Here is a 19815-nt window from a genome sequence, read left to right as displayed (position 1 = left end):
TTAAACCTTAAACCCTCCACCTTAAACCTTTCCATGCACCTGATTCGGATAATGCCGACGTAGGGACAAAAGGTATAAGTTAATTTATTGGTAAACGGCATAACCCCTATGCAGTTTCGTTAACTTAAAACATTTTTAACATGAAAAAATTTTTTACCCTGCTTTTCGCTAGCGCGATGCTACCGGGACTGCTTTGGGCGCAGGTAACTTTACAAGGTAAAATTACCGATGCAACAACAAAACAAGCCTTAAGTGGCGCCGCCGTTAGGTTAGATGACGGACAAATCTCCCTTGCCGATGCAGATGGAATTTACAAAATCAACAACGTAAAAACAGGCACACACCAAATTAGTGTAAGCTTTGTGGGCTATCACGGCAAAAAACTAACCATTAGCCTCAGCAATAGCCAAACTTTTAATATCGCTTTAGAGCCAAGTTCCTTACTGGCAGATGAAGTAGTGGTAAACGCTACCCGTGCTTCAGAGAACTCGGCAACCACTTTTAAAAACGTATCTAAAGCAGACATTGCCAAAAACAACTTCGGGCAAGATTTGCCTTATCTCCTGGACCAAACGCCTAGCGTCGTTAGCTTTTCTGATGGTGGCGCTGGCGTAGGCTACACCGGTTTGCGTATCCGTGGCTCGGATGCGGCGCGTATCAACGTCACCATCAACGGCATCCCGTATAACGATTCGGAAAGCCAAGGTTCTTTTTGGGTTAACCTGCCAGATTTTGCCACATCCGTAGATAACATCCAAATCCAACGGGGCGTAGGCACTTCTACAAACGGGGCGGGCGCATTTGGCGGAAGCCTGAACATCCAAACCGGAAAGTTAGCGGATGCCCCTTATGTTGAATTAAACAACTCCGGTGGCTCTTACCAAACGTTAAAAAACTCGCTAAACATAGGCACCGGCTTAATCAACGGCAAATTTGCTTTTGACGGCCGTTTGTCGCGCATTGTTTCTGACGGTTATATCGATAGGGCATCATCAGACCTAAAATCATTTTTCGCCTCTGGCGCCTATTACGGAAACAACAGCCTGTTGCGTGTAAATGTGTTCTCGGGCACCGAAAAAACCTACCAAGCATGGAACGGCGTGCCAGAAGACAAACTGAAAACCGACCGACGTTTTAATGAGTTTACTTATGATAACCAAACCGACAACTATCAGCAAGACCATTACCAGCTGATTTATTCCAAAAGCTTTTCGGATAAAATATCCGCTAATGCGGCATTACATTACACCAAAGGGCGTGGCTATTACGAAGAGTTTAAAGACAAGCAAGGCTTTGCCAAGTACGGCCTAGATACGCTTTTCATCGGTACAGATACCATTGCCAAAACAGATCTTATCCGCAGGCGCTGGCTATCCAATAAGTTTTATGGCGCAACTTACGCTGTGCGTTACCAACCCGATAACAAAACCGATTTTACTTTGGGCGGTGCATATAATGAGTATGATGGCGACCATTTTGGCGAAATAATTTGGGCGCGCTACGCTTCGCAATCCGGCATTCGCGACAAATATTACTTTGACAGTGCTTTTAAAACCGACTTCAACATCTACGCTAAGGGCAGCTACCGCCTAAACAACATTTCGCTTTTCGCGGATATGCAATACCGCCATATCTTTTATCAATTTTCTGGCTACGACAGAAATTTAAACAACGTGGCACAAGATGATGAGCTGAATTTCTTTAATCCAAAGCTGGGTTTTACTTATTTCATCAACCCGGAAAGCAATTTTTACGCATCTTATGCGGTAGCGCACCGCGAGCCCAACCGAAAAGATTATACAGAATCTAGCACCAACACCCGTCCAAAACCAGAGCGTTTAGACGATATCGAAATTGGTTACCGCATTAAAAAAAGCTGGTTATCTGCCGGAGCAAACATTTATTTAATGAACTACAAAGACCAATTGGTGTTAACCGGCCAAATTAACGATGTAGGCGGCTATATACGCTCAAATGTGAAAGACAGCTACCGCAACGGTATCGAGCTTGATGCAACTTTTGGCATTTCGCCAAAGCTTAGTTGGGCTTTAACCAGCACCTTTAGCCAAAATAAGGTGAAAAATTTTGTGGAGTTTATTGACCAGTACAGTGGTCCCGATTACGATTTTGTGGGTCAGCAGAAAAATGAATATACAAAAACAGATATTGCTTTTTCTCCCAACTACGTGGGTTCAAGCACCATTGCGTACCGCCCAATAAAAGCTTTTGAGGTAGCTTTATTGAGTAAATATGTGAGCAAGCAGTATCTCGACAATACCTCAAACGATAACCGCAAGCTGGACGCCTTTTTTGTAAACAACCTAAGGTTAAACTACAACTTTGCTTTAAAAGGTGTAAAAGCAATAGAGTTGGGGCTATTGGTAAACAATATCTTCAATGAATTGTACGAAAGCAACGGCTATACCTTCAGCAGCATTTACGACGGCTCTATATCTACCAGTAATTATTATTTCCCACAGGCAGAAACCAACTTTTTAGTTTCATTGAATCTAAAATTTTAAGATTGATTTTTTTGTTCGTGAAAAAGCCTCTGTACGCCATGAATGTACAGGGGCTTTTTGTTTTTAACAATTGGCAATATAATTGGTACGCACCGATAAAAACAAAACGTGGATATCAATAAAGCATACAGCTTGATCATGAACAAGCTGACAACCTGGTTCGAGAATTTTGTGAAGCTATTGCCCAATTTGGTTATTGCTGCGCTCATTATTGTGTTGGGCTTTTTTATAGCTAAAGTAATGGAGCGCTTTGCGTTAAAAATGGTACAGCGCATTTCACGTTTGCATACCGTAAATAAGCTGTTCGCTTCTTTTGTCTATTTTGTAGTGGTTGGCATTGCTTTGTTTACCGCGCTTGATGTATTAAACTTAGATAAAGCCGTAACTACCGCTTTGGCCGGTGCCGGAATTTTGGGTTTAGCCCTGGCTTTTGCTTTTCAGGATATCGCATCTAACTTTATTTCCGGAATCTTTATGTCGTTCCGTCGCCCGTTTAATGTGGGAGATTTGGTAGAATTAGGTACTTATAAAGGTAGGATAGATGCCATCAACCTACGCGATACCGCGTTAACTACGCTCCAAGGGCAAAGACTCATTATCCCTAACAAACAGGTGTTTCAAAACCCAATCCTTAACTATAGCTCTAGCGGAATTAGGCGTTTAGATATGAAAATAGGTGTTTCGCAGGGCGACGATTTAGAAAAAGTACGTGCCTTAACCATAGAAACCGTTAGCGGCATAGAAGAACGCAACAGCGCAAAAGACGTAGAGTTTTACTATGAAGAGTTTGCAGACAGTTGTATCAATTTTAAGCTGCGCATTTGGCTTAAAGACACCGAGCAGAAAACCTATTTAACGGCGCGCAGTAAAGCAATTATCTTGATTAAAAAGGCTTATGATGAAGCCGGTTTCACTTTACCTTTCCCAATACGCACGCTAGACTTTGCCATGAAAGGCGGACAATCTTTATCGGAGGTGCCGTTAAAGATAGAAAGTATTTCGGCCTAAGGCACCGCAATCTTCAAAAGCATCCCAACGGTAAGTACGTTGCTTTCTAACTGGTTTAAGCTTTTGATAGCAGCAATGGTAATATTGCCAAAGCGCTCCGAGATTTTTGATAAGTTATCCCCAGCTTTCACTTTGTAGGTAACATAGCTAGGGCTTGGGGCGTCTTTTTTCAAAGGTTCAGCTTCTTTTTTTAATCAGCAATTTCTGACCGATTCCTATGGTATAACCTTTTAAGTTATTCCATACTTTAATATCCTGTACCTCCACACGGTATTTCTCGGCAATAGCGTTTAAGGTTTCTCCCTTTTTAACCACATGCACGTTACTTGTTGTGTAAGTGTGCTGCCCCGCAGTTTCGCTTGCGGGTAAAATTTTCAAGCCGCTTTCTTCGTCATCATTCACCGCATCAAAAAAACTGGCGTAATCGCTATGTTTTAGCTTTGGGATTACCAAGCTCTTAGGTTCACTTGCCGTACCGTTAATGATGTTTTTTTTATAAACCGGGTTTAGGCTTTTTAAATCGCCTACACTCATATTTAATGCGCCGGCAATCTTATCAAAAGAAATGTATTTATTTACCGATATAGAATCTGTGCGTAAGGGGGCTTCATCTTTAAAAACAATTTCCGGATGGCGCGGATAATAATTCATCACGTAAACGGCGGCAATAAAAGCCGGAACATAATTTTTTGTTTCGTTAGGTAGATAAGGTTGGATATCCCAAAAATTGCGAGAACCGCCCGCGCGTGCAATTGCCCTAGCCACATTCCCGCGCCCACAATTGTACGATGCTAAAGCCAACAGCCAATCGCCAAGCTCGTTAAAAGCATCACGCAGGTAACGTGCGGCAGCATAACTGGCCGCCATAGGGTCGCGGCGCTCATCTACGTAACTGTTAATTTCTAAATCGTACATTCTAGCGGTGGTGTACATAAACTGCCACAAACCGGTAGCGCCTACGCGCGATACGGCTAAAGGATTCATGGACGACTCGATCACCGGCAGATATTTAAACTCCGTTGGAATGTCGTAGGCATTCAGCGCTTTTTCAAAAACTGGAAAATAGTACTTTCCCAAAGACAGCATTTGCGCCATCTCTTCTTTGCGCTTATCTAAAAAAATATCTATATAGGTTTGTACGTAGGGATTGTAATCTAAGGAAATAGGGGTTTGGATAGAATCCAGACGGTACTTGTAAATGAGGTTGGGTTTGTATTTTAAAACCTCCAGTTGTAGGTTGGCTTGCGCCGGCACTAAGCTGGTATCGGCATTCACCAGCTTTTTTATTGCTCTAAATTCTTTAAGGGTTAAGCGCCCTGTTTGTACGCTATCTCTGTGTGTTGCGGCTGTGCAAATTAATTGTGCAAACACAATACTGCATAGCAACGCAAAAAACTTTGATGTTTTAATCATTCTTTTTTTGCTGTGGCGATATTTGTTGGAGCTAAATTTTTTGGATACATTTTGAGAAAGCCAGTAAGTCTTCTTCTTTATACCTGCGGCCAATAACTTGTAGCCCTAACGGCAAGCCTGCTTGGTTATTGCCCGAGGGCAAAGAAATTGCAGGCAAACCCGCCAACGAAGCGCCAACGGTAAAAATATCTGCTAAATACATTACCATAGGGTCGCTGGGCTCCTCGCCAATATTAAAAGCTGGCGCAGGTGTAGTAGGTGTGATAATGAAATCATAATCTTCCAGAATATGATCCATCTTTTCTTTAATTAAACGCCTTGCCTTTTGCGCTTTTGAATAATAAGCATCGTAATAACCGGCGCTTAAAACAAAGGTTCCAAGCATAATACGGCGTTTTACCTCGTCGCCAAAGCCTTCGGACCGCGACTTCTTGTAGGTGCTAATTAAATCTGCCGACTGATCGCTGCGGTAACCATAATGCACGCCATCGTAACGCGCCAAGTTAGAGGAAGCTTCGGCAGTGGTTAAAATATAATAGGCGGCAACTACATAATCCAAATATTCAAAAGAAACAGGTTCTACCGTGTGGCCTTCTTTTTTTAAGTTTTCTATCTGAGCCAGGGTATTGGCTTTAATTTCGGGATCCAACCCTTCGGCATGTAAAGTTTCTTCTATGTAAGCGATGCGTTTTTTATCGCTACAGTTATAATTAGCTACAATGCTAGCGTAGGAAGGAACAGGAACGCTGGATGAAGTTCCGTCATGGGCATCCCGTCCGGCAATTACCTCTAAAAGCAAAGCCACATCTTCAACAGATTTGGCTATGGGGCCAACTTGGTCAAAAGAGGAAGCATAAGCAACCACGCCGTAACGGGATACGCGGGCATAAGTTGGTTTTAAGCCAAATACGCCACAAAAAGCTGCGGGTTGGCGGATGGATCCTCCAGTATCGGAAGCTAAGGATGCAAAGCACAAATCGGCCTGCACCGCTACTGCCGAGCCACCAGAAGAACCGCCTGAAACCTTAGTTTCATCAATATAATTTTTTACGGGGCCAAAATAACTGGTTTCGTTTGAAGCGCCCATCGCAAATTCATCGCAATTTAAGCGGCCAATGATAATGGCATCTTCTTGTAAAATGCGCTCAACCACAGTGGCAGAATAAACCGCTTCATAACCATCCAATATTTTGGAGGAGGCACTCATTTTATGCCCTTTGAAAGAGATATTATCTTTTAATCCAATAATCATCCCTGCCAGTTTGCCTGCAGTACCATTGTCTATTTTGGCTTGTATTTCTGCCGCTTTGGCTAAGGCCTCATCGGCAAAAACCTCTAAAAAGGCGTTTAGCCGCTTATATTCTTCAATCCTACCTAAGTAATAATTCACCAAATCTTCAACGCGCACCGTACCGGCGTTTAAGTCTTGTTGCAGATCCGAGAAAGTGGTGTAGGACTTAATTTTTTGTGTAAGCATGGTATAAAAGAAAACCTTGAACGTCCGAAATTACAAATTTCGGACGTTCAAGGTTAGAAATTTCCCAAAATAATTTGGAAAACTAGCGTGTTTGTTGTTGATTTTCCTCGGTTTTCTCTGGTCTGTCAACGCCGTTTTGTGCGTCTTTAAATTCTTTTACGCCTTTTCCCATTCCCCTCATCAGTTCCGGAATTTTTTTGCCGCCAAACAACAACAATAAGGCTAACACAATTAAGATAATTTCTGGAGCACCTAAACCCATTTTATTTGATTTTAATTTGTTTGTTAATCGTTTTTATTCTCTTCGCTTTGCGCCTGCCTGTTGCGCCGTGCTTCTTTATCTAACTCATCATCGCGTTTTAGCTCTTCTTCGGCAGTAAGCTCGTTAATGTTACGGTGAATTTCTCTTTTCACCCCGTCGCTTGCGTCTTTAAACTCTCTAATCCCTTTGCCCAGCCCTCTGGCCAGCTCGGGAAGCTTTTCTCCGCCAAACAGCAAAAGCACGGCAAACAAAATCAAGATGATTTCTTGCGTCCCTAAATTCAGAAATAACAGATTGCTGATGTGCATGATAATGTGAATGTTAAAGAGAACGCAAATATAGCTATTTTATTTTTTACAGTTTTGTTTGCCTTTTGTCCAATTTACGATAAAAAAATGAGCTTGGTTTTTGGGATGGGGGTAAAGATAAAGGAGTAAGGATGTGCTGAGCAGACTTGCCTTTAGGTTAGCCTCGACAGTGACAACGTATTTTAGGGTTACCTTCTAATAGCTTGAATTTGATTTTAAGATTAACGCTGACAGAGGCGCGTTAGCAGAGCAGGCATCAAATAGAAATTGGAGCTCTGGGCTCGTTAGCAAGGTATCGATTGTGCTTAAACAGGTTAATCTCGGATTTCTACTAAAGACAAAGTTATGGATTTCAATTATCTCATCGGCACATATGTTTCAAAAGACGAACTTGATTTTGCTGTAATGCACGGTAATTTGCTCCTTTTCCACACTACATAATAATAAAATATTAGTTGCTTAAATCATAGAAATCGATTTTTTAAAGCGCACGGCTAGAAAAAATCGTAAGTTTCAACAAGTAGTTCAATATTCGCTAGTTAAGCATTTCTTCCGCCTAATGAACCCCTAATCACTAATGAGCTAATAACCGTTTAACAAGCTTAATGAACCAATGAGCTCTTAATTACTAATGAACTAAATAACCCGTTTTAACAGGCCTAATGAACCAAGGGCTCCTATTACTAATGAACTAAATAACCCGTTTTAACAAGTCTAATGAACCAATGAGCTCCTATTACTAATGAACTAAATAACCCGTTTTAACAGGCCTAATGAACCAATGAGCTCTTAATTACTAATAAACCAACCTACCTGCTGATATCTAAAATTTCGAACTCCATTTTACCGGCAGGCACTTCAATGGCCGCAATTTCGCCGACAGATTTGCCCAGCAAGCCTTTTGCAATTGGAGATTTTACAGAAATTTTCCCCGCTTTCATATCTGCTTCGTTTTCAGAAACCAGCTGATAAGTCATGGTAGCGCCGTTTTTAACGTTTTTAATCTTCACGATAGACAAGGCCAAAACTTTAGACACATCCAGCTTTGATTCGTCAATTAAACGGGCGTTAGCCAAAACATTTCCTAATTGCGCAATTTTGGTTTCGTGCAAGCCCTGTGCTTCTTTAGCGGCATCGTATTCTGCGTTTTCGGATAAGTCGCCTTTATCTCTGGCTTCGGCTATAGCTGCCGATATTTTCTTTCTGCCTTCTGTTTTAAGGTAGTGTAATTCTTCTTTTAATTTCTCTAAACCTTCTTTGGTGAAATAAGCTACATCTGCCATCTTCTTCTTTGTATTTTATGTTTATTGAAAAAAATAAGCCCGGCGTTGGCCAAGCTCTAAAAAACAAACAAGACTACATCTGCTTTTCGCATACATAGTCTTGTTTGGTGCAACACGAAGATATAAAATTCGATTTTATATTTCCAAATTTTTAAGCTTACGCGCTAAAACCTCAGAAATTTTACGGTACGAATCAAAAGTCCAACCGCCCACATGCGGTGTTAAAAGCACTTTTGGGTGGTTTTTTAGCGCTTCGTAAAAATCTGCTTCGCCCAAGGTCGGGAATTTTTCTTTTTCTAAAACATCCAAACCTGCACCCAAAATTTGTCCGCTATTAATAGCATTTAAAACCGCCTTTGTATTTACAATTTCGCCACGGGCGGCATTTAAGAAGAATATCGGCCGGCGGAAATGGCGCAAGTATTCTTCATCTACCATCTGTTTGGTTTCGCGCGTAAGCGGGATATGCAAACTTAGCACATCGCAGTATTTCACAATTTCTTCCATGCTGGCCTCGCTGGCATAATCATCGGTAAAACGGGTTTTGTATTTATCATATGCGATAACTTTAACGCCAAAACCCGCCAAACGTTTGGCAAAAGCTTGGCCCATATGGCCGTAGCCGATTATCCCTACGGTTTTTCCCATCAGCTCGTACCCACGGTTGCCTTCCCTATCCCAAATGCCGTTTCTGATTTCGGTATCGGCTTTGCGGAAGTTGTTCATCAGCGAAAGCAACATGCCCAAAGTATGTTCGCCTACCGCATCTGCATTACCTTCTGGTGCGTTAATTAATTTAATCCCTTTTGCTTCCGCGATGTCTACATCAATATTGTCCATCCCAGCGCCTGCCCTTGCCACAAACTTGAGCTTAGGCGCGGCGGCTAAAACTTCGGCATCCACCCTAAATTTGGTGCGGATGGCCAAACCTTCATAATCTTTCAAAATTTCTAGCACTTCCGCTTTTTTGATCAGCGGAAGGTCATCCACCTCGAAACCCATTCCCTCAGCTTCTAACTTAAAAGCTGGGTGTAAATCATCAACTATTAATATTTTTTTCATTTGCCTCATCTAAATCCTTCTCCAACGGAGAAAGACTTGTTTTTATATTTATTTTATTCGATTTCTTTATAGTAAAGGTCAATCAAATGTCTCCGCAATGCAATGTATAAAGGCCCAATTTTAGTATCTCTTAACTATTATTGCTCTTCTCAATCAGATTAGTCAAATCCACAAAATCGCTTACGCTCAATCGCTCGGCTCTTAATGTCCAAACCTTATTTTCATCCTGTTTATCTTTTGGGATAACTCCCGACAAAGCATTGCTCAAAGTCTTCCTTCGTTGGTTAAACCCTGCTTTTACCACTTGCCAAAATAGTTTTTCGTTACATCCTAGTTCCTTAACTTCGTTTCTGCTTAGTCTAATTACAGCGGAAAGCACTTTTGGTGGCGGATTAAAAACGCCTGCCTTAACCGTAAAAAGATATTCGCACTTATAATAAGCCTGTAAAAAAACGCTCAAAATTCCGTATTCTTTGCTTCCGGCTTTCGCTGTGCAACGCTCGGCCACTTCTTTTTGGAACATCCCAACCACCTCTGGCACTTGGCTTCGGTTATCCAAAATCTTAAATAAAATTTGTGAGCTGATATTATAAGGGAAGTTGCCAATGATAGCAAAGCTAGACGGAAAAACGCTGTCGAAATCCAATTGCAGAAAATCTGCGTTCAGCAGCCTATTGCCTAAATCCGGATATTTTTTCTTCAAAAACTCAAAAGATTCTGTATCAATATCAATTAAATAAGTCTCAAATTCTTTCTTCTGCAACAAAAAATCCGACAGGATCCCCATGCCCGGCCCAACTTCTAAAACTTGCTGGTATTGATGATGATGCACCAAGCTATTCACAATTTTTTCAGCAATATTTTTATCGGTCAAAAAATGCTGTCCTAAATGTTTTTTCGCTTTTACGTCGGCCATATCCCTAAAAAGATGAGCTACAAATTAAGGAAAGTTTGAGCTTTAAAATTAACATTCGTTCCAAAATCTTTATTTTGCAACGAATTTAGAAAGCATTTTTTGTATGAGCGAGCTATTAAAAGTTGGAATATCTATAGGTGACGTAAACGGGATTGGTTTAGAGGTAATCATCAAAACCTTATCCGAAGCCAAAATTTACCAGTATTGTACGCCCATTGTTTATGGCCACACCAAGGTAGCATCGTTCCACAGAAAGGCCGCAGGCATACAAGAATTTATTTTCCAGGTGATTACCCAGGCAGAACATGCCCATGCCGGAAAGCCCAACATGATCAACTGCTGGGACGAAGATGTAAAGATTGAACTGGGCAAAGCCAATGACATTGGCGGAAAGTATGCCTTTTTATCGTTACAGCGCGCAACCGACGATTTAGTGTCCGGCAAAATTGACGCTTTAGTAACGGCGCCTATCAACAAACACAACATCCAAAGTGACGAATTCACCTTTCACGGGCATACCGAGTATATCCAAATGAAGGCCGGCTCGCCAGATTCGCTGATGTTTTTGGTAAGTGACGAGCTGAAAGTTGGCGTAGTTACGGGGCATATTCCAGTAAAAGATATTGCCAAAAACATTACACAAGAAGCTATTTTATCTAAGCTTAGGCTGATGAACCATTCGCTGAGATACGATTTTTGGATTGAAAAACCGAAGATTGCCGTTTTAGGTTTAAATCCGCATGCGGGCGATAGCGGCTTGATCGGTTTAGAAGAAGAAGAAATTATTCACCCCGCAATTGAGGCAGCCAACAAAGAAGGCATTTTCGCTTTTGGCGCTTTCCCGGCCGATGGTTTCTTTGGCAACCAAGCTTTTAGCCAATTTCATGCGGTACTGGCCATGTACCACGATCAAGGTTTAATCCCTTTCAAATCTTTGGCTTTCCACCACGGCGTAAACTTTACAGCCGGTTTACCGGTTGTACGTACCTCGCCAGACCACGGCACCGGCTATGATATAGCAGGTAAAAACTCCGCATCGCCAAGCTCATTTATGGATGCATTGTTTAAAGCCATACATATTGTTAAGCGTCGCCGGGAGCAGCAGCAGATGGTAGAAAACACACTTCCGTTCAGCAAACATAGCCGGGATAGGGATTAAAAAAAACAGCATTAGCCCGTTTTTACGCAGAATTTTAGAACATTGCTAGGCATCAGTGCGCATTAAACAGAAAGCAGACGTCAGAAAAAACGGCATTTAAAGCATCTTAAACCAAGTTTAGCCCGCTTTACAAGCTTGCTGATTGCCTGTTTCTAAATTTTAAAAAAACCTTTACGGCTTAATTATTTTTCCTAAATTTGCAGGCTTAATTGCCGAACTTTGAAATCTTTAAAACAATATTCCATACCGTTCACAGGTTTAAAGCTTGGTCAGCACCAGTTTGATTATGAGGTTGACAAAAGCTTCTTTGACGAGTTTGAATATTCTTTAGTGAAAGACGGAAAGCTAAAGGTAAATTTGCTGCTGGAGAAACAAGAGACCATGATGCTCTTGGATTTCCGCATCAAAGGAGAAATTGTGCTAAACTGCGATAAATGTTTGGCAGATTTCCCAAAAACGGTAGAAACCGAAGAACGGCTGATTGCCAAATTCACAGAATCTGATGATTTGGCCGATAGTGAAGAAGTAATGGTCATCACTAAAAACGAAACCGAGGTTGATGTATCTACATTCATTTATGAGATGATCAATTTGACAGTTCCGTACATTAACGTTTGCGAAGATCCGGGCAACACGCCGGCTTGCGATAAAGAAATGCTAAGCAAAATTGCCGAGCTTTCTGTAGAAAATGAAGAAGGCACGGCGCAAGACCCGCGCTGGGACGCTTTAAAGAACATTAAGAAAAATTAAAAAATAGGAAAAAATGGCACATCCAAAACGAAAAGTCTCTAAATCAAGAAGAGATAAAAGAAGAACGCATTACAAAGCTACTGCACCTTCGTTATGGTTTGATAAAGAAACCGGCGCGGTACACACGCCACACAGAGCATACAACGTTGACGGCAACCTTTACTTAAAAGGTAAATTGTTAATAGAAAATACTTCTATTGCATAATTATATGCAAGCAAAAATCCTTGTGCTGGTAAAAAGTATTTTATTACCTTACACAAGGATTTTTTTTGAAACTCGCAAACGCAATGTTGTTGTTTTAGAGTATCCCTTCATCAAAAACAACTTATCTCAATGAAAATTGGTTTAGATATAATGGGCGGCGATTACGCGCCGAAAGCAACCGTATTAGGAGCAATTGCAGCACACCAAAACCTATCAAAAGACCAACACCTTGTATTATTTGGAGATAAAGACCAAATTACACCAATCTTAGAAGCACAAAACTTCAACCCCGATTTTTTCGAATACGTACAAACCAGCGAAGTGATTGGCATGGGCGAGCACCCAACAAAAGCTATCGTACAAAAAGCCAACTCCAGCATTTCTGTAGGTTTCCAGCAGTTAAAAGAAGGCAAAATAGATTCTTTTGCATCTGCGGGCAACACAGGCGCCATGTTAGTGGGCGCTATGTTTAGCGTTAAAGCAATAGAAGGCGTTTTACGTCCGGCTATCTCTACCGTAATCCCAAAAGAAAAAGGCGGTTTTGGTTTATTGGTTGATGCCGGTGCCAATGCAGATTGCAAGCCCGAGCATTTGGTGCAATTTGCCATTATGGGCAGTTTGTACGCCAAGCATATTTACCAAATTGAGCAACCTAAAGTAGGTTTAATGAACTTAGGCGAGGAAGAGGAAAAGGGTAATATGCTAACGCAGGCTACCTATCCGCTTTTAAAAACCAACAATAGCATTAATTTTGCCGGTAATATTGAAGGGCGCGATTTATTTAATGCCAAAGCTGATATCATCGTTTGCGACGGCTTTACCGGAAACGTGGTTTTAAAACTGGCAGAATCTTTTTACGTTTTAACCCTTAAAAAAGGGTTTAAAGACGATTTTTTCGACAGATTCAATTACGAACAATACGGCGGAAGTCCGATTTTGGGAGTTAACGCTCCGGTAATTATCGGGCACGGGATATCCAGCCCTGAAGCCATTAAAAATATGATACTATTGTCGAAAGACATGGTTGAAACCCAAATTATTGAAAAGTTCAAGACTGCTTTCAATTCTTAAACACACCGAAATATGAGCAAAATTCACGCTGCTATTACTGCCGTACACGGTTATGTGCCCGATTATGTGCTTACTAACCACGAGCTAGAAACAATGGTAGACACCAATGACGAGTGGATTACTACGCGCACCGGCATTAAAGAAAGAAGGATTTTAAAAGGCGAGGGTTTAGCAACATCAGATATGGCGGTGCCAGCTGTAGAAGGTTTGTTAAAAAAACGCGGCATAGGCGCAGAAGAAATAGATCTTATTATCTTTTGCACATCAACACCGGATATGCCTTTCCCGGCAACGGCAAATATTTTGGCCGATAAAATTGGAGCTAAAAACGCGTGGGGCTATGATCTGCAGGCCGCCTGCTCGGGCTTTATTTTCGGTTTAAGCACCGGCGCCCAGTTTATCGAATCTGGCAAGCATAAAAAAGTGTTGGTTGTGGGTGGCGATAAAATGTCGTCTATCATCAACTATAAAGACCGCGTAACCTGCATTATTTTTGGTGATGGTTGCGGTGCGGCTTTATTAGAGCCAAACACAGAAGGCAACGGGCTGATAGATTCTGTGTTAAAAAGCGATGGCGCGGGCCGTAATTATTTAAACCTTAAAGCCGGCGGCTCATTAAAACCTGCCAGCCATGAAACGGTTGATGCTAACGAGCATGCCGTGTACCAAGAAGGCCAAGCTGTATTTAAATTTGCGGTAACCAACATGGCTGATGTTGCTGCCGAAATTATGGAGCGCAACAATTTAACGGCAGAAGATATTGCTTGGCTGGTGCCGCACCAAGCTAACAAACGGATTATTGACGCTACCGCTAACCGCATGGGCGTAGGTTCAGAGAAGGTGATGATCAACATCCAAAAATACGGCAACACCACAAACGGCACTATACCTTTATGTTTGTGGGAGTGGGAAAGCAAACTGAAAAAAGGCGACAATATTGTTTTGGCCGCTTTTGGCGGAGGCTTTACCTGGGGCTCTGTTTACCTTAAATGGGCCTACTAATTGATTTTATAGATAATTATTATATTAGATTTCTAAAACCATAATTTAAAACCACACCAACATGGGAATGGACATTAAGCAAATTCAGGACCTGATTAAGTTTGTAGCAAAATCGGGGGTGAATGAAGTTTCTATTGAAGAGCAAGATTTCAAAATCACGATAAAGACTTCTCAGGAGCCAACTTATGTAAACGCAACCATACCGGCAGCGGTAGCGGCTCCACAAATTGCGGCTCCGGTTGCGCAACAGGCTCCAGTAGCGGCAGCTCCGGCACCAGCAGCAAGCCCCGCTGCACCAGCAGGTGAAGACAACAGCAAGTACATCACTATTAAATCACCAATGATTGGTACTTTCTACCGTTCTTCATCACCAGATAAACCTAGCTTCGCTAACGTTGGAGATGAGATTTCTGCAGGCCAAGTGTTGTGCATCATTGAGGCGATGAAACTGTTCAACGAAATTGAATCGGAAGTTTCTGGTAAAATTGTGAAAGTATTGGTAGAAAACTCTCAACCGGTAGAGTACGACCAGCCATTGTTCTTGGTAGATCCGTCTTAGTTAATTTGTAGATAGTTGTGCGCAAAAGCGTACGTAAAAACAAATCAGCTTAGATAAAACCAAAATTATGTTCAAAAAAATATTAATCGCCAACAGAGGCGAGATTGCACTGCGTATTATCCGTACCTGTAAAGAAATGGGTATTAAAACGGTAGCAGTATATTCAACCGCAGATAGGGAAAGCTTACATGTGCGTTTTGCAGATGAAGCAGTTTGTATAGGCCCGCCTGCCAGTAAAGATTCTTATTTAAATATCCCAAACATTATTTCGGCGGCAGAGCTTACCAATGCCGATGCCATCCATCCCGGTTACGGATTTTTATCAGAAAATGCCAAGTTTTCTGCCATCTGTAAAGAATACGGCATTAAATTTATCGGCGCAACTGCCGAGCAAATCAACGGCATGGGCGATAAAGCATCTGCAAAAGACACCATGAAAGCCGCCGGCGTGCCAACCATCCCCGGCTCCGAAGGTTTACTTACAGATGTTAAACAAGGTATTGAGATTGCCAATAAAATAGGTTATCCAATTATTTTGAAAGCTACCGCAGGTGGTGGCGGCCGTGGTATGCGCCAGGTTTGGAAAGAAGAAGATTTCGAGGATGCCTGGAACTCCGCCCGTCAAGAATCTGCCGCGGCTTTTGGCAACGACGGCATGTATCTGGAAAAATACATCGAAGATCCACGCCATATAGAAATTCAAGTCATCGGCGACCAGTTTGGTACCGTTTGCCACCTATCGGAAAGAGATTGCTCTATACAGCGCCGCCACCAAAAACTGGTAGAAGAAGCGCCGTCGCCTTTTATGACGCAAGAACTGCGCGAAAAAATGGGCGAAGCGGCCATTAAAGGTGCACAAGCCGTAAAATACGAAGGCGCCGGAACCGTAGAGTTTTTGGTAGATAAGCACCGTAACTTCTACTTCATGGAAATGAACACCCGTATTCAGGTAGAGCATCCGGTGACCGAGGAAGTTATCAACTTTGATTTGATTAAAGAGCAGATTAAAGTCGCGTCTGGCATCCCGATTACCGGAAAATCATATTATCCGGAGATGTGCGCCATAGAATGCCGCATCAATGCCGAAGATCCGTTCAACAATTTTAGGCCATCGCCAGGGAAAATCACGCATTTCCACTCGCCAGGAGGCCATGGCGTACGCGTTGATACGCACGTTTACGCAGGCTATATCATCCCACCAAACTATGATTCGATGATTGCCAAGCTCATTTGCGTGGCACAAACCCGCGAAGAAGCGTTAAATACCATGGAGCGCGCGTTAAGCGAGTTTGTAATTGAAGGCATTAAAACAACAATCCCTTTCCATCTAAAACTTTTAAAAGATCCAAACTTTAGGGCCGGTAATTTTACCACTAAGTTTATGGAAACTTTTGAATACAGCGAAGAGGATTAAGGCAAAATATAAAAACCTTAAATACCATTTTGACGTAATTCAAAATGGTATTTTTGTTTGCGGCATTGATAATGAGTACAAAAAGAAATCAGGATTTAGTTAAATCGGTAAAAAACAAAGGGAAAAACTTAGAAGGCGAAATGTCTTTCTTTGACCATTTGGCCGAGCTTCGCGTGCACCTTATCCGCGCTTCGGTTGCCGTTATTTTTTTCACTATCATCTGCTTTATTTATTACGATTTTATTTTTGATACCGTAATTATGGGACCGCACAAGCCCAGCTTTTGGACCTACCGCGCCATGTGCCGCATTGGCGAGTATTTTAACATGGGGCCGGGCTTTTGCATTACCAATATTCCCGGAAAAATCATCAACACCGAGATGGCGGGTCAGTTTACCTTGCAAATTAACTCGGCTTTAATGACCGGCCTCGTTTTAGGCTTCCCCTATTTGCTTTGGGAAGTTTGGCGTTTTGTAAAACCGGCCTTGAAAGATAACGAGCGTAAATCTGCCAGCGGTTTTGTGTTTTATGCCAGCCTGCTGTTTATCGTTGGCTTGCTTTTCGGTTATTTTATCGTTGCTCCACTATCGGTAAACTTTTTATCCAACTACAGCATCAGCCCGGATATTGAAAACACCATCACCATAGATTCGTATTTTTCATCCGTAGCCACACTAACTTTATGTACCGGAGCCGTTTTCGAGCTGCCCATCGTCATCTACATCTTATCGCAATTAGGTGTGATGACCCCAAGTTTTATGCGCGACAAACGCCGTTACGCTGTTATCATCATTTTGGTTATTGCGGCCATTGTAACGCCAACGCCAGATATCCCAACCATGTTAACGGTGAGCTTTCCGCTGTTTTTATTATACGAACTGAGCATCCACGTTTCGGCACGGGTACAAAAGAAAAAGGAAAAAGCCGAGCGCGAGTTTTTTGCTAATTAATCTACATCTTTAAACATAAAATTTAAGCCGAAGCAGTACGTTTAGGTTTTAAAATATCTTTCTGTTTCCGCCTTGGCGGGATAGGGAACAGCTATTTAAATTATTTCAACATCCAAAATCCATGTCAGAGCAACACATTCTTGTGATCTCGCAAGAGCTAAACGTAGGCAGCAAGCAAGTGCAGGCCACCATAAATTTACTCAACGAAGGCGCCACCGTGCCTTTTATATCGCGCTACCGTAAAGAAATGACGGGCAGCTTAGATGAAGTGCAAGTTGCAGCTATCAGGGACCGGATGCAGCAGCTGCTAGAGCTAGATAAGCGCAAAGAAACCGTTCTAAAATCTATTGAAGAACAAGGCAAACTCACCGATGAGTTAAAAGAAGCCATCGTAAATGCCGAAACTTTAGCTGTTTTGGAAGATATTTACTTGCCATACAAACCAAAGCGCAAAACAAAAGCGTCTGTTGCACGAGAAAAAGGTTTGGAGCCATTGGCACTGCAAATTTTTGAACAGGACAACCAAGATCCAGAGCTTTTTGCGAATGATTTTGTTGACGCAGAAAAAGGAGTTAACAGCACTGCGGAAGCTTTACAAGGCGCAAGAGACATCATAGCAGAAATGATTTCGGAAAACGCGGAAGCGCGTACCGCTTTGCGCGAATTGTTTTTTGAAAAAGGAACCTACCGTTCTGAGGTTTTAAAAGGCAAGGAAGAAGAAGGCATTAAATACAAAGATTACTTTGAATGGGCCGAGCCATTGAAAAACGCGCCGTCGCACCGGGTGTTGGCCATGCGCCGTGGCGAGAAAGAATTGATTTTAAAATTAGATGCCCTGCCAGAGGAAGAAGCGGCCATTGCTATTTTAGAGCGCCTGTTTATCAAAGGCAACAATAAGAAGAGCGCGGAGGTAAAAACAGCGCTTGACGATAGCTACAGGCGTTTGCTAAAACCGTCTATGGAAACAGAAACGCGCTTAAAATCAAAACAATTGGCGGATGAGGAAGCTATCCGCGTATTTGCAGAAAATGCACGTCAATTGTTGTTGGCTGCGCCGGTTGGGCAAAAACGGGTGCTGGCACTAGATCCGGGCTTTAGAACAGGTTGCAAACTGGTGTGTTTAGATGAGCAGGGGAAACTGTTGGAGAACGCCACCATTTATCCGCACAGCGGAGCCGGAGGTGCCAAAGAAGCCGCGCAAACGCTAAAGTTTTTGGTACAGAAATACGCCATTGAAGCCATTGCCATAGGCAACGGAACAGCCAGCCGCGAAACGGAAGATTTTGTAAAAGCACAGGCTTTAGACGGCGTTTTGGTGGTGATGGTGAACGAGAGTGGCGCTTCTATCTATTCGGCTTCGGAAACGGCGCGAGAGGAATTTCCGGATCACGACGTTACCGTGCGCGGAGCGGTTTCTATCGGCCGCCGGATGATGGATCCACTTGCAGAATTGGTAAAAATTGATCCAAAATCTATCGGCGTTGGGCAGTACCAGCACGATGTTGATCAAAATAAGCTGCAAAGCTCATTAGATGATACTGTGGTTAGTTGCGTTAACGCCGTTGGTGTTGAGCTAAACACGGCATCAAAACAAATATTGGCTTATGTATCTGGCTTGGGCCCACAATTAGCGCAAAACATTGTGGAATACCGCAATAATAACGGCGCGTTCAAAAATCGCGCGTCGCTAAAAAAAGTGCCGCGCCTGGGCGATAAAGCTTTTGAACAGGCTGCGGGTTTTTTACGCATCAGAAACGGAGAACACCCTTTAGACGCTAGTGCCGTGCATCCAGAGCGTTATGCCTTGGTAGAGCAAATGGCCAAAGACCTTAATTGTGCTGTTGCCGATTTGCTGAAAGACGCCAAACTAAGGCAGCAGATAGATTTGAAGAAATACATCTCCGATGAAGTGGGTTTACCTACTTTACAGGATATTTTGGCCGAACTAGCCAAACCCGGCCGCGACCCGCGCAAGACTTTTGAAGCTTTCGCTTTTGCGGATGGCATTAATAAAATTGAGGATTTAAAAGTGGGCATGAAGTTGCCGGGGATTGTTACCAACATCACCAATTTTGGTGCTTTTGTAGATATTGGCGTGCATCAGGATGGTTTAGTGCATTTAAGTCAGCTGGCAGACCGTTTTGTGAGCAACCCTAACGAGGTGGTAAAAGTGCAACAAAGGGTAAACGTAACGGTTACAGAAGTGGACGTCGCGCGCAAACGCATTTCATTAAGCATGAAAAGTGGCGAGAAAAAATCGGCGGAAGCGAAAGAGAAAAAACCGGCACACAAAGTAGCATCGCGCAAGCCAGAACAATTTAAGAAAAAAGAAACCGCCAAACCTGCAAACGAAGGCGATATGGCCACAAAATTGGCGGCTTTGATGGGGAAATTTAAGTAAAGTGAGAAGATGAATGGTTGGGAGGTATAAGGCTTAAACCATATTTTTGAATT

General features: G+C 42.5%; 19 protein-coding genes. 11 read left to right on the top strand and 8 right to left on the bottom strand.

Annotated features, from left to right (window positions below; all coding sequences use genetic code 11):
* The first annotated feature begins 140 nt into the window (after positions 1–140).
* Complete coding sequence (locus BCY91_RS00700; protein ID WP_182995269.1) at positions 141–2522, top strand: TonB-dependent receptor; 2382 nt, start codon at positions 141–143, stop codon at positions 2520–2522.
* Between the two features lie 138 nt (positions 2523–2660).
* On the top strand, positions 2661–3530 hold the full coding sequence (locus BCY91_RS00695) for a mechanosensitive ion channel family protein (protein ID WP_245988958.1): 870 nt from the start codon (positions 2661–2663) through the stop codon (positions 3528–3530).
* On the opposite strand, the gene BCY91_RS00690 is transcribed toward BCY91_RS00695, so the two are convergent.
* The 8 genes from BCY91_RS00690 to rsmA all read right to left on the bottom strand — a co-directional run bounded on the left by BCY91_RS00690 (position 3527) and on the right by rsmA (position 10251).
* The gene (locus BCY91_RS00690) at positions 3527–3703 is read right to left on the bottom strand and encodes a LysM peptidoglycan-binding domain-containing protein (RefSeq protein WP_120180089.1); all 177 of its coding nucleotides are present in this window, start codon (positions 3701–3703) and stop codon (positions 3527–3529) included. The two genes, BCY91_RS00695 and BCY91_RS00690, sit on opposite strands and share 4 nt — an antisense overlap.
* A 4-nt stretch (positions 3704–3707) precedes the next feature.
* Positions 3708–4943: a lytic transglycosylase domain-containing protein gene (locus tag BCY91_RS00685; RefSeq protein WP_120180088.1), complete on the bottom strand. Its 1236-nt coding sequence runs from the start codon at positions 4941–4943 to the stop codon at positions 3708–3710.
* Between the two features lie 31 nt (positions 4944–4974).
* Entirely contained in the window at positions 4975–6420 is a 1446-nt protein-coding gene (gene gatA / locus BCY91_RS00680; RefSeq protein ID WP_120180087.1) for an Asp-tRNA(Asn)/Glu-tRNA(Gln) amidotransferase subunit GatA, read from the bottom strand.
* A gap of 82 nt (positions 6421–6502) precedes the next feature.
* On the bottom strand, positions 6503–6682 hold the full coding sequence (locus BCY91_RS00675; protein ID WP_120180086.1) for a Sec-independent protein translocase subunit TatA/TatB: 180 nt from the start codon (positions 6680–6682) through the stop codon (positions 6503–6505).
* Between the two features lie 23 nt (positions 6683–6705).
* On the bottom strand, positions 6706–6990 hold the full coding sequence (locus BCY91_RS17930; RefSeq protein ID WP_120180085.1) for a Sec-independent protein translocase subunit TatA/TatB: 285 nt from the start codon (positions 6988–6990) through the stop codon (positions 6706–6708).
* 809 nt (positions 6991–7799) lie between these two features.
* The gene (greA, locus tag BCY91_RS00665; protein ID WP_120180084.1) at positions 7800–8273 is read right to left on the bottom strand and encodes a transcription elongation factor GreA; all 474 of its coding nucleotides are present in this window, start codon (positions 8271–8273) and stop codon (positions 7800–7802) included.
* Positions 8274–8408: 135 nt separating this feature from the next.
* A complete protein-coding gene (locus BCY91_RS00660; protein ID WP_120180083.1) occupies positions 8409–9335 on the bottom strand; it encodes an NAD(P)-dependent oxidoreductase in 927 nt (308 codons plus the stop codon).
* Positions 9336–9465: 130 nt separating this feature from the next.
* Positions 9466–10251: a 16S rRNA (adenine(1518)-N(6)/adenine(1519)-N(6))-dimethyltransferase RsmA gene (gene rsmA / locus BCY91_RS00655; protein ID WP_120180082.1), complete on the bottom strand. Its 786-nt coding sequence runs from the start codon at positions 10249–10251 to the stop codon at positions 9466–9468.
* A 103-nt stretch (positions 10252–10354) separates the two neighbouring features.
* On the opposite strand from rsmA, the gene pdxA reads away from it, so the two are divergent.
* The 9 genes from pdxA (at position 10355) to BCY91_RS00610 (ending at position 19762) form a co-directional block, all read left to right on the top strand.
* The gene (pdxA, locus tag BCY91_RS00650) at positions 10355–11410 is read left to right on the top strand and encodes a 4-hydroxythreonine-4-phosphate dehydrogenase PdxA (RefSeq protein WP_120180081.1); all 1056 of its coding nucleotides are present in this window, start codon (positions 10355–10357) and stop codon (positions 11408–11410) included.
* 219 nt (positions 11411–11629) lie between these two features.
* Complete coding sequence (locus tag BCY91_RS00645; RefSeq protein ID WP_120180080.1) at positions 11630–12160, top strand: YceD family protein; 531 nt, start codon at positions 11630–11632, stop codon at positions 12158–12160.
* 13 nt (positions 12161–12173) lie between these two features.
* Positions 12174–12365: a 50S ribosomal protein L32 gene (gene rpmF / locus BCY91_RS00640; RefSeq protein ID WP_120180079.1), complete on the top strand. Its 192-nt coding sequence runs from the start codon at positions 12174–12176 to the stop codon at positions 12363–12365.
* Positions 12366–12494: 129 nt separating this feature from the next.
* Positions 12495–13436 (top strand): phosphate acyltransferase PlsX, encoded by a 942-nt coding sequence (gene plsX, locus BCY91_RS00635; protein ID WP_120180078.1) that lies wholly within the window; start codon positions 12495–12497, stop codon positions 13434–13436.
* Between the two features lie 12 nt (positions 13437–13448).
* The gene (locus tag BCY91_RS00630; protein ID WP_120180077.1) at positions 13449–14438 is read left to right on the top strand and encodes a beta-ketoacyl-ACP synthase III; all 990 of its coding nucleotides are present in this window, start codon (positions 13449–13451) and stop codon (positions 14436–14438) included.
* 61 nt (positions 14439–14499) lie between these two features.
* Complete coding sequence (gene accB, locus BCY91_RS00625) at positions 14500–14997, top strand: acetyl-CoA carboxylase biotin carboxyl carrier protein (protein ID WP_120180076.1); 498 nt, start codon at positions 14500–14502, stop codon at positions 14995–14997.
* Positions 14998–15064: 67 nt separating this feature from the next.
* On the top strand, positions 15065–16411 hold the full coding sequence (gene accC / locus BCY91_RS00620; protein WP_120180075.1) for an acetyl-CoA carboxylase biotin carboxylase subunit: 1347 nt from the start codon (positions 15065–15067) through the stop codon (positions 16409–16411).
* Between the two features lie 71 nt (positions 16412–16482).
* Positions 16483–17361: a twin-arginine translocase subunit TatC gene (tatC, locus tag BCY91_RS00615; protein ID WP_120180376.1), complete on the top strand. Its 879-nt coding sequence runs from the start codon at positions 16483–16485 to the stop codon at positions 17359–17361.
* A gap of 121 nt (positions 17362–17482) precedes the next feature.
* Positions 17483–19762 (top strand): Tex family protein, encoded by a 2280-nt coding sequence (locus tag BCY91_RS00610; RefSeq protein ID WP_120180074.1) that lies wholly within the window; start codon positions 17483–17485, stop codon positions 19760–19762.
* Positions 19763–19815 lie beyond the last annotated feature (53 nt).

Origin of the sequence: Pelobium manganitolerans (assembly GCF_003609575.1) — a bacterium.
In the GTDB taxonomy this organism is placed as follows: Bacteria; Bacteroidota; Bacteroidia; order Sphingobacteriales; family Sphingobacteriaceae; genus Pseudopedobacter; species Pseudopedobacter manganitolerans.
The sequence above is the reverse complement of the archived record's forward strand: the minus strand, read 5'-3'. Positions and strand labels throughout refer to the sequence as shown.

What these genes read in the sequence shown, in the direction of transcription:
- BCY91_RS00675 (WP_120180086.1), bottom strand. Translation starts at nt 6,682, where the DNA reads ATGGGTTTAGGTGCTCCAGAAATTATCTTAATTGTGTTAGCCTTATTG.
- rsmA (WP_120180082.1), bottom strand. Translation starts at nt 10,251, where the DNA reads ATGGCCGACGTAAAAGCGAAAAAACATTTAGGACAGCATTTTTTGACC.
- BCY91_RS00685 (WP_120180088.1), bottom strand. Translation starts at nt 4,943, where the DNA reads ATGATTAAAACATCAAAGTTTTTTGCGTTGCTATGCAGTATTGTGTTT.
- accC (WP_120180075.1), top strand. Translation starts at nt 15,065, where the DNA reads ATGTTCAAAAAAATATTAATCGCCAACAGAGGCGAGATTGCACTGCGT.
- accB (WP_120180076.1), top strand. Translation starts at nt 14,500, where the DNA reads ATGGGAATGGACATTAAGCAAATTCAGGACCTGATTAAGTTTGTAGCA.
- plsX (WP_120180078.1), top strand. Translation starts at nt 12,495, where the DNA reads ATGAAAATTGGTTTAGATATAATGGGCGGCGATTACGCGCCGAAAGCA.
- BCY91_RS00630 (WP_120180077.1), top strand. Translation starts at nt 13,449, where the DNA reads ATGAGCAAAATTCACGCTGCTATTACTGCCGTACACGGTTATGTGCCC.
- gatA (WP_120180087.1), bottom strand. Translation starts at nt 6,420, where the DNA reads ATGCTTACACAAAAAATTAAGTCCTACACCACTTTCTCGGATCTGCAA.
- greA (WP_120180084.1), bottom strand. Translation starts at nt 8,273, where the DNA reads ATGGCAGATGTAGCTTATTTCACCAAAGAAGGTTTAGAGAAATTAAAA.
- tatC (WP_120180376.1), top strand. Translation starts at nt 16,483, where the DNA reads ATGAGTACAAAAAGAAATCAGGATTTAGTTAAATCGGTAAAAAACAAA.
- BCY91_RS00660 (WP_120180083.1), bottom strand. Translation starts at nt 9,335, where the DNA reads ATGAAAAAAATATTAATAGTTGATGATTTACACCCAGCTTTTAAGTTA.
- rpmF (WP_120180079.1), top strand. Translation starts at nt 12,174, where the DNA reads ATGGCACATCCAAAACGAAAAGTCTCTAAATCAAGAAGAGATAAAAGA.
- BCY91_RS17930 (WP_120180085.1), bottom strand. Translation starts at nt 6,990, where the DNA reads ATGCACATCAGCAATCTGTTATTTCTGAATTTAGGGACGCAAGAAATC.
- BCY91_RS00610 (WP_120180074.1), top strand. Translation starts at nt 17,483, where the DNA reads ATGTCAGAGCAACACATTCTTGTGATCTCGCAAGAGCTAAACGTAGGC.
- pdxA (WP_120180081.1), top strand. Translation starts at nt 10,355, where the DNA reads ATGAGCGAGCTATTAAAAGTTGGAATATCTATAGGTGACGTAAACGGG.
- BCY91_RS00700 (WP_182995269.1), top strand. Translation starts at nt 141, where the DNA reads ATGAAAAAATTTTTTACCCTGCTTTTCGCTAGCGCGATGCTACCGGGA.
- BCY91_RS00695 (WP_245988958.1), top strand. Translation starts at nt 2,661, where the DNA reads ATGAACAAGCTGACAACCTGGTTCGAGAATTTTGTGAAGCTATTGCCC.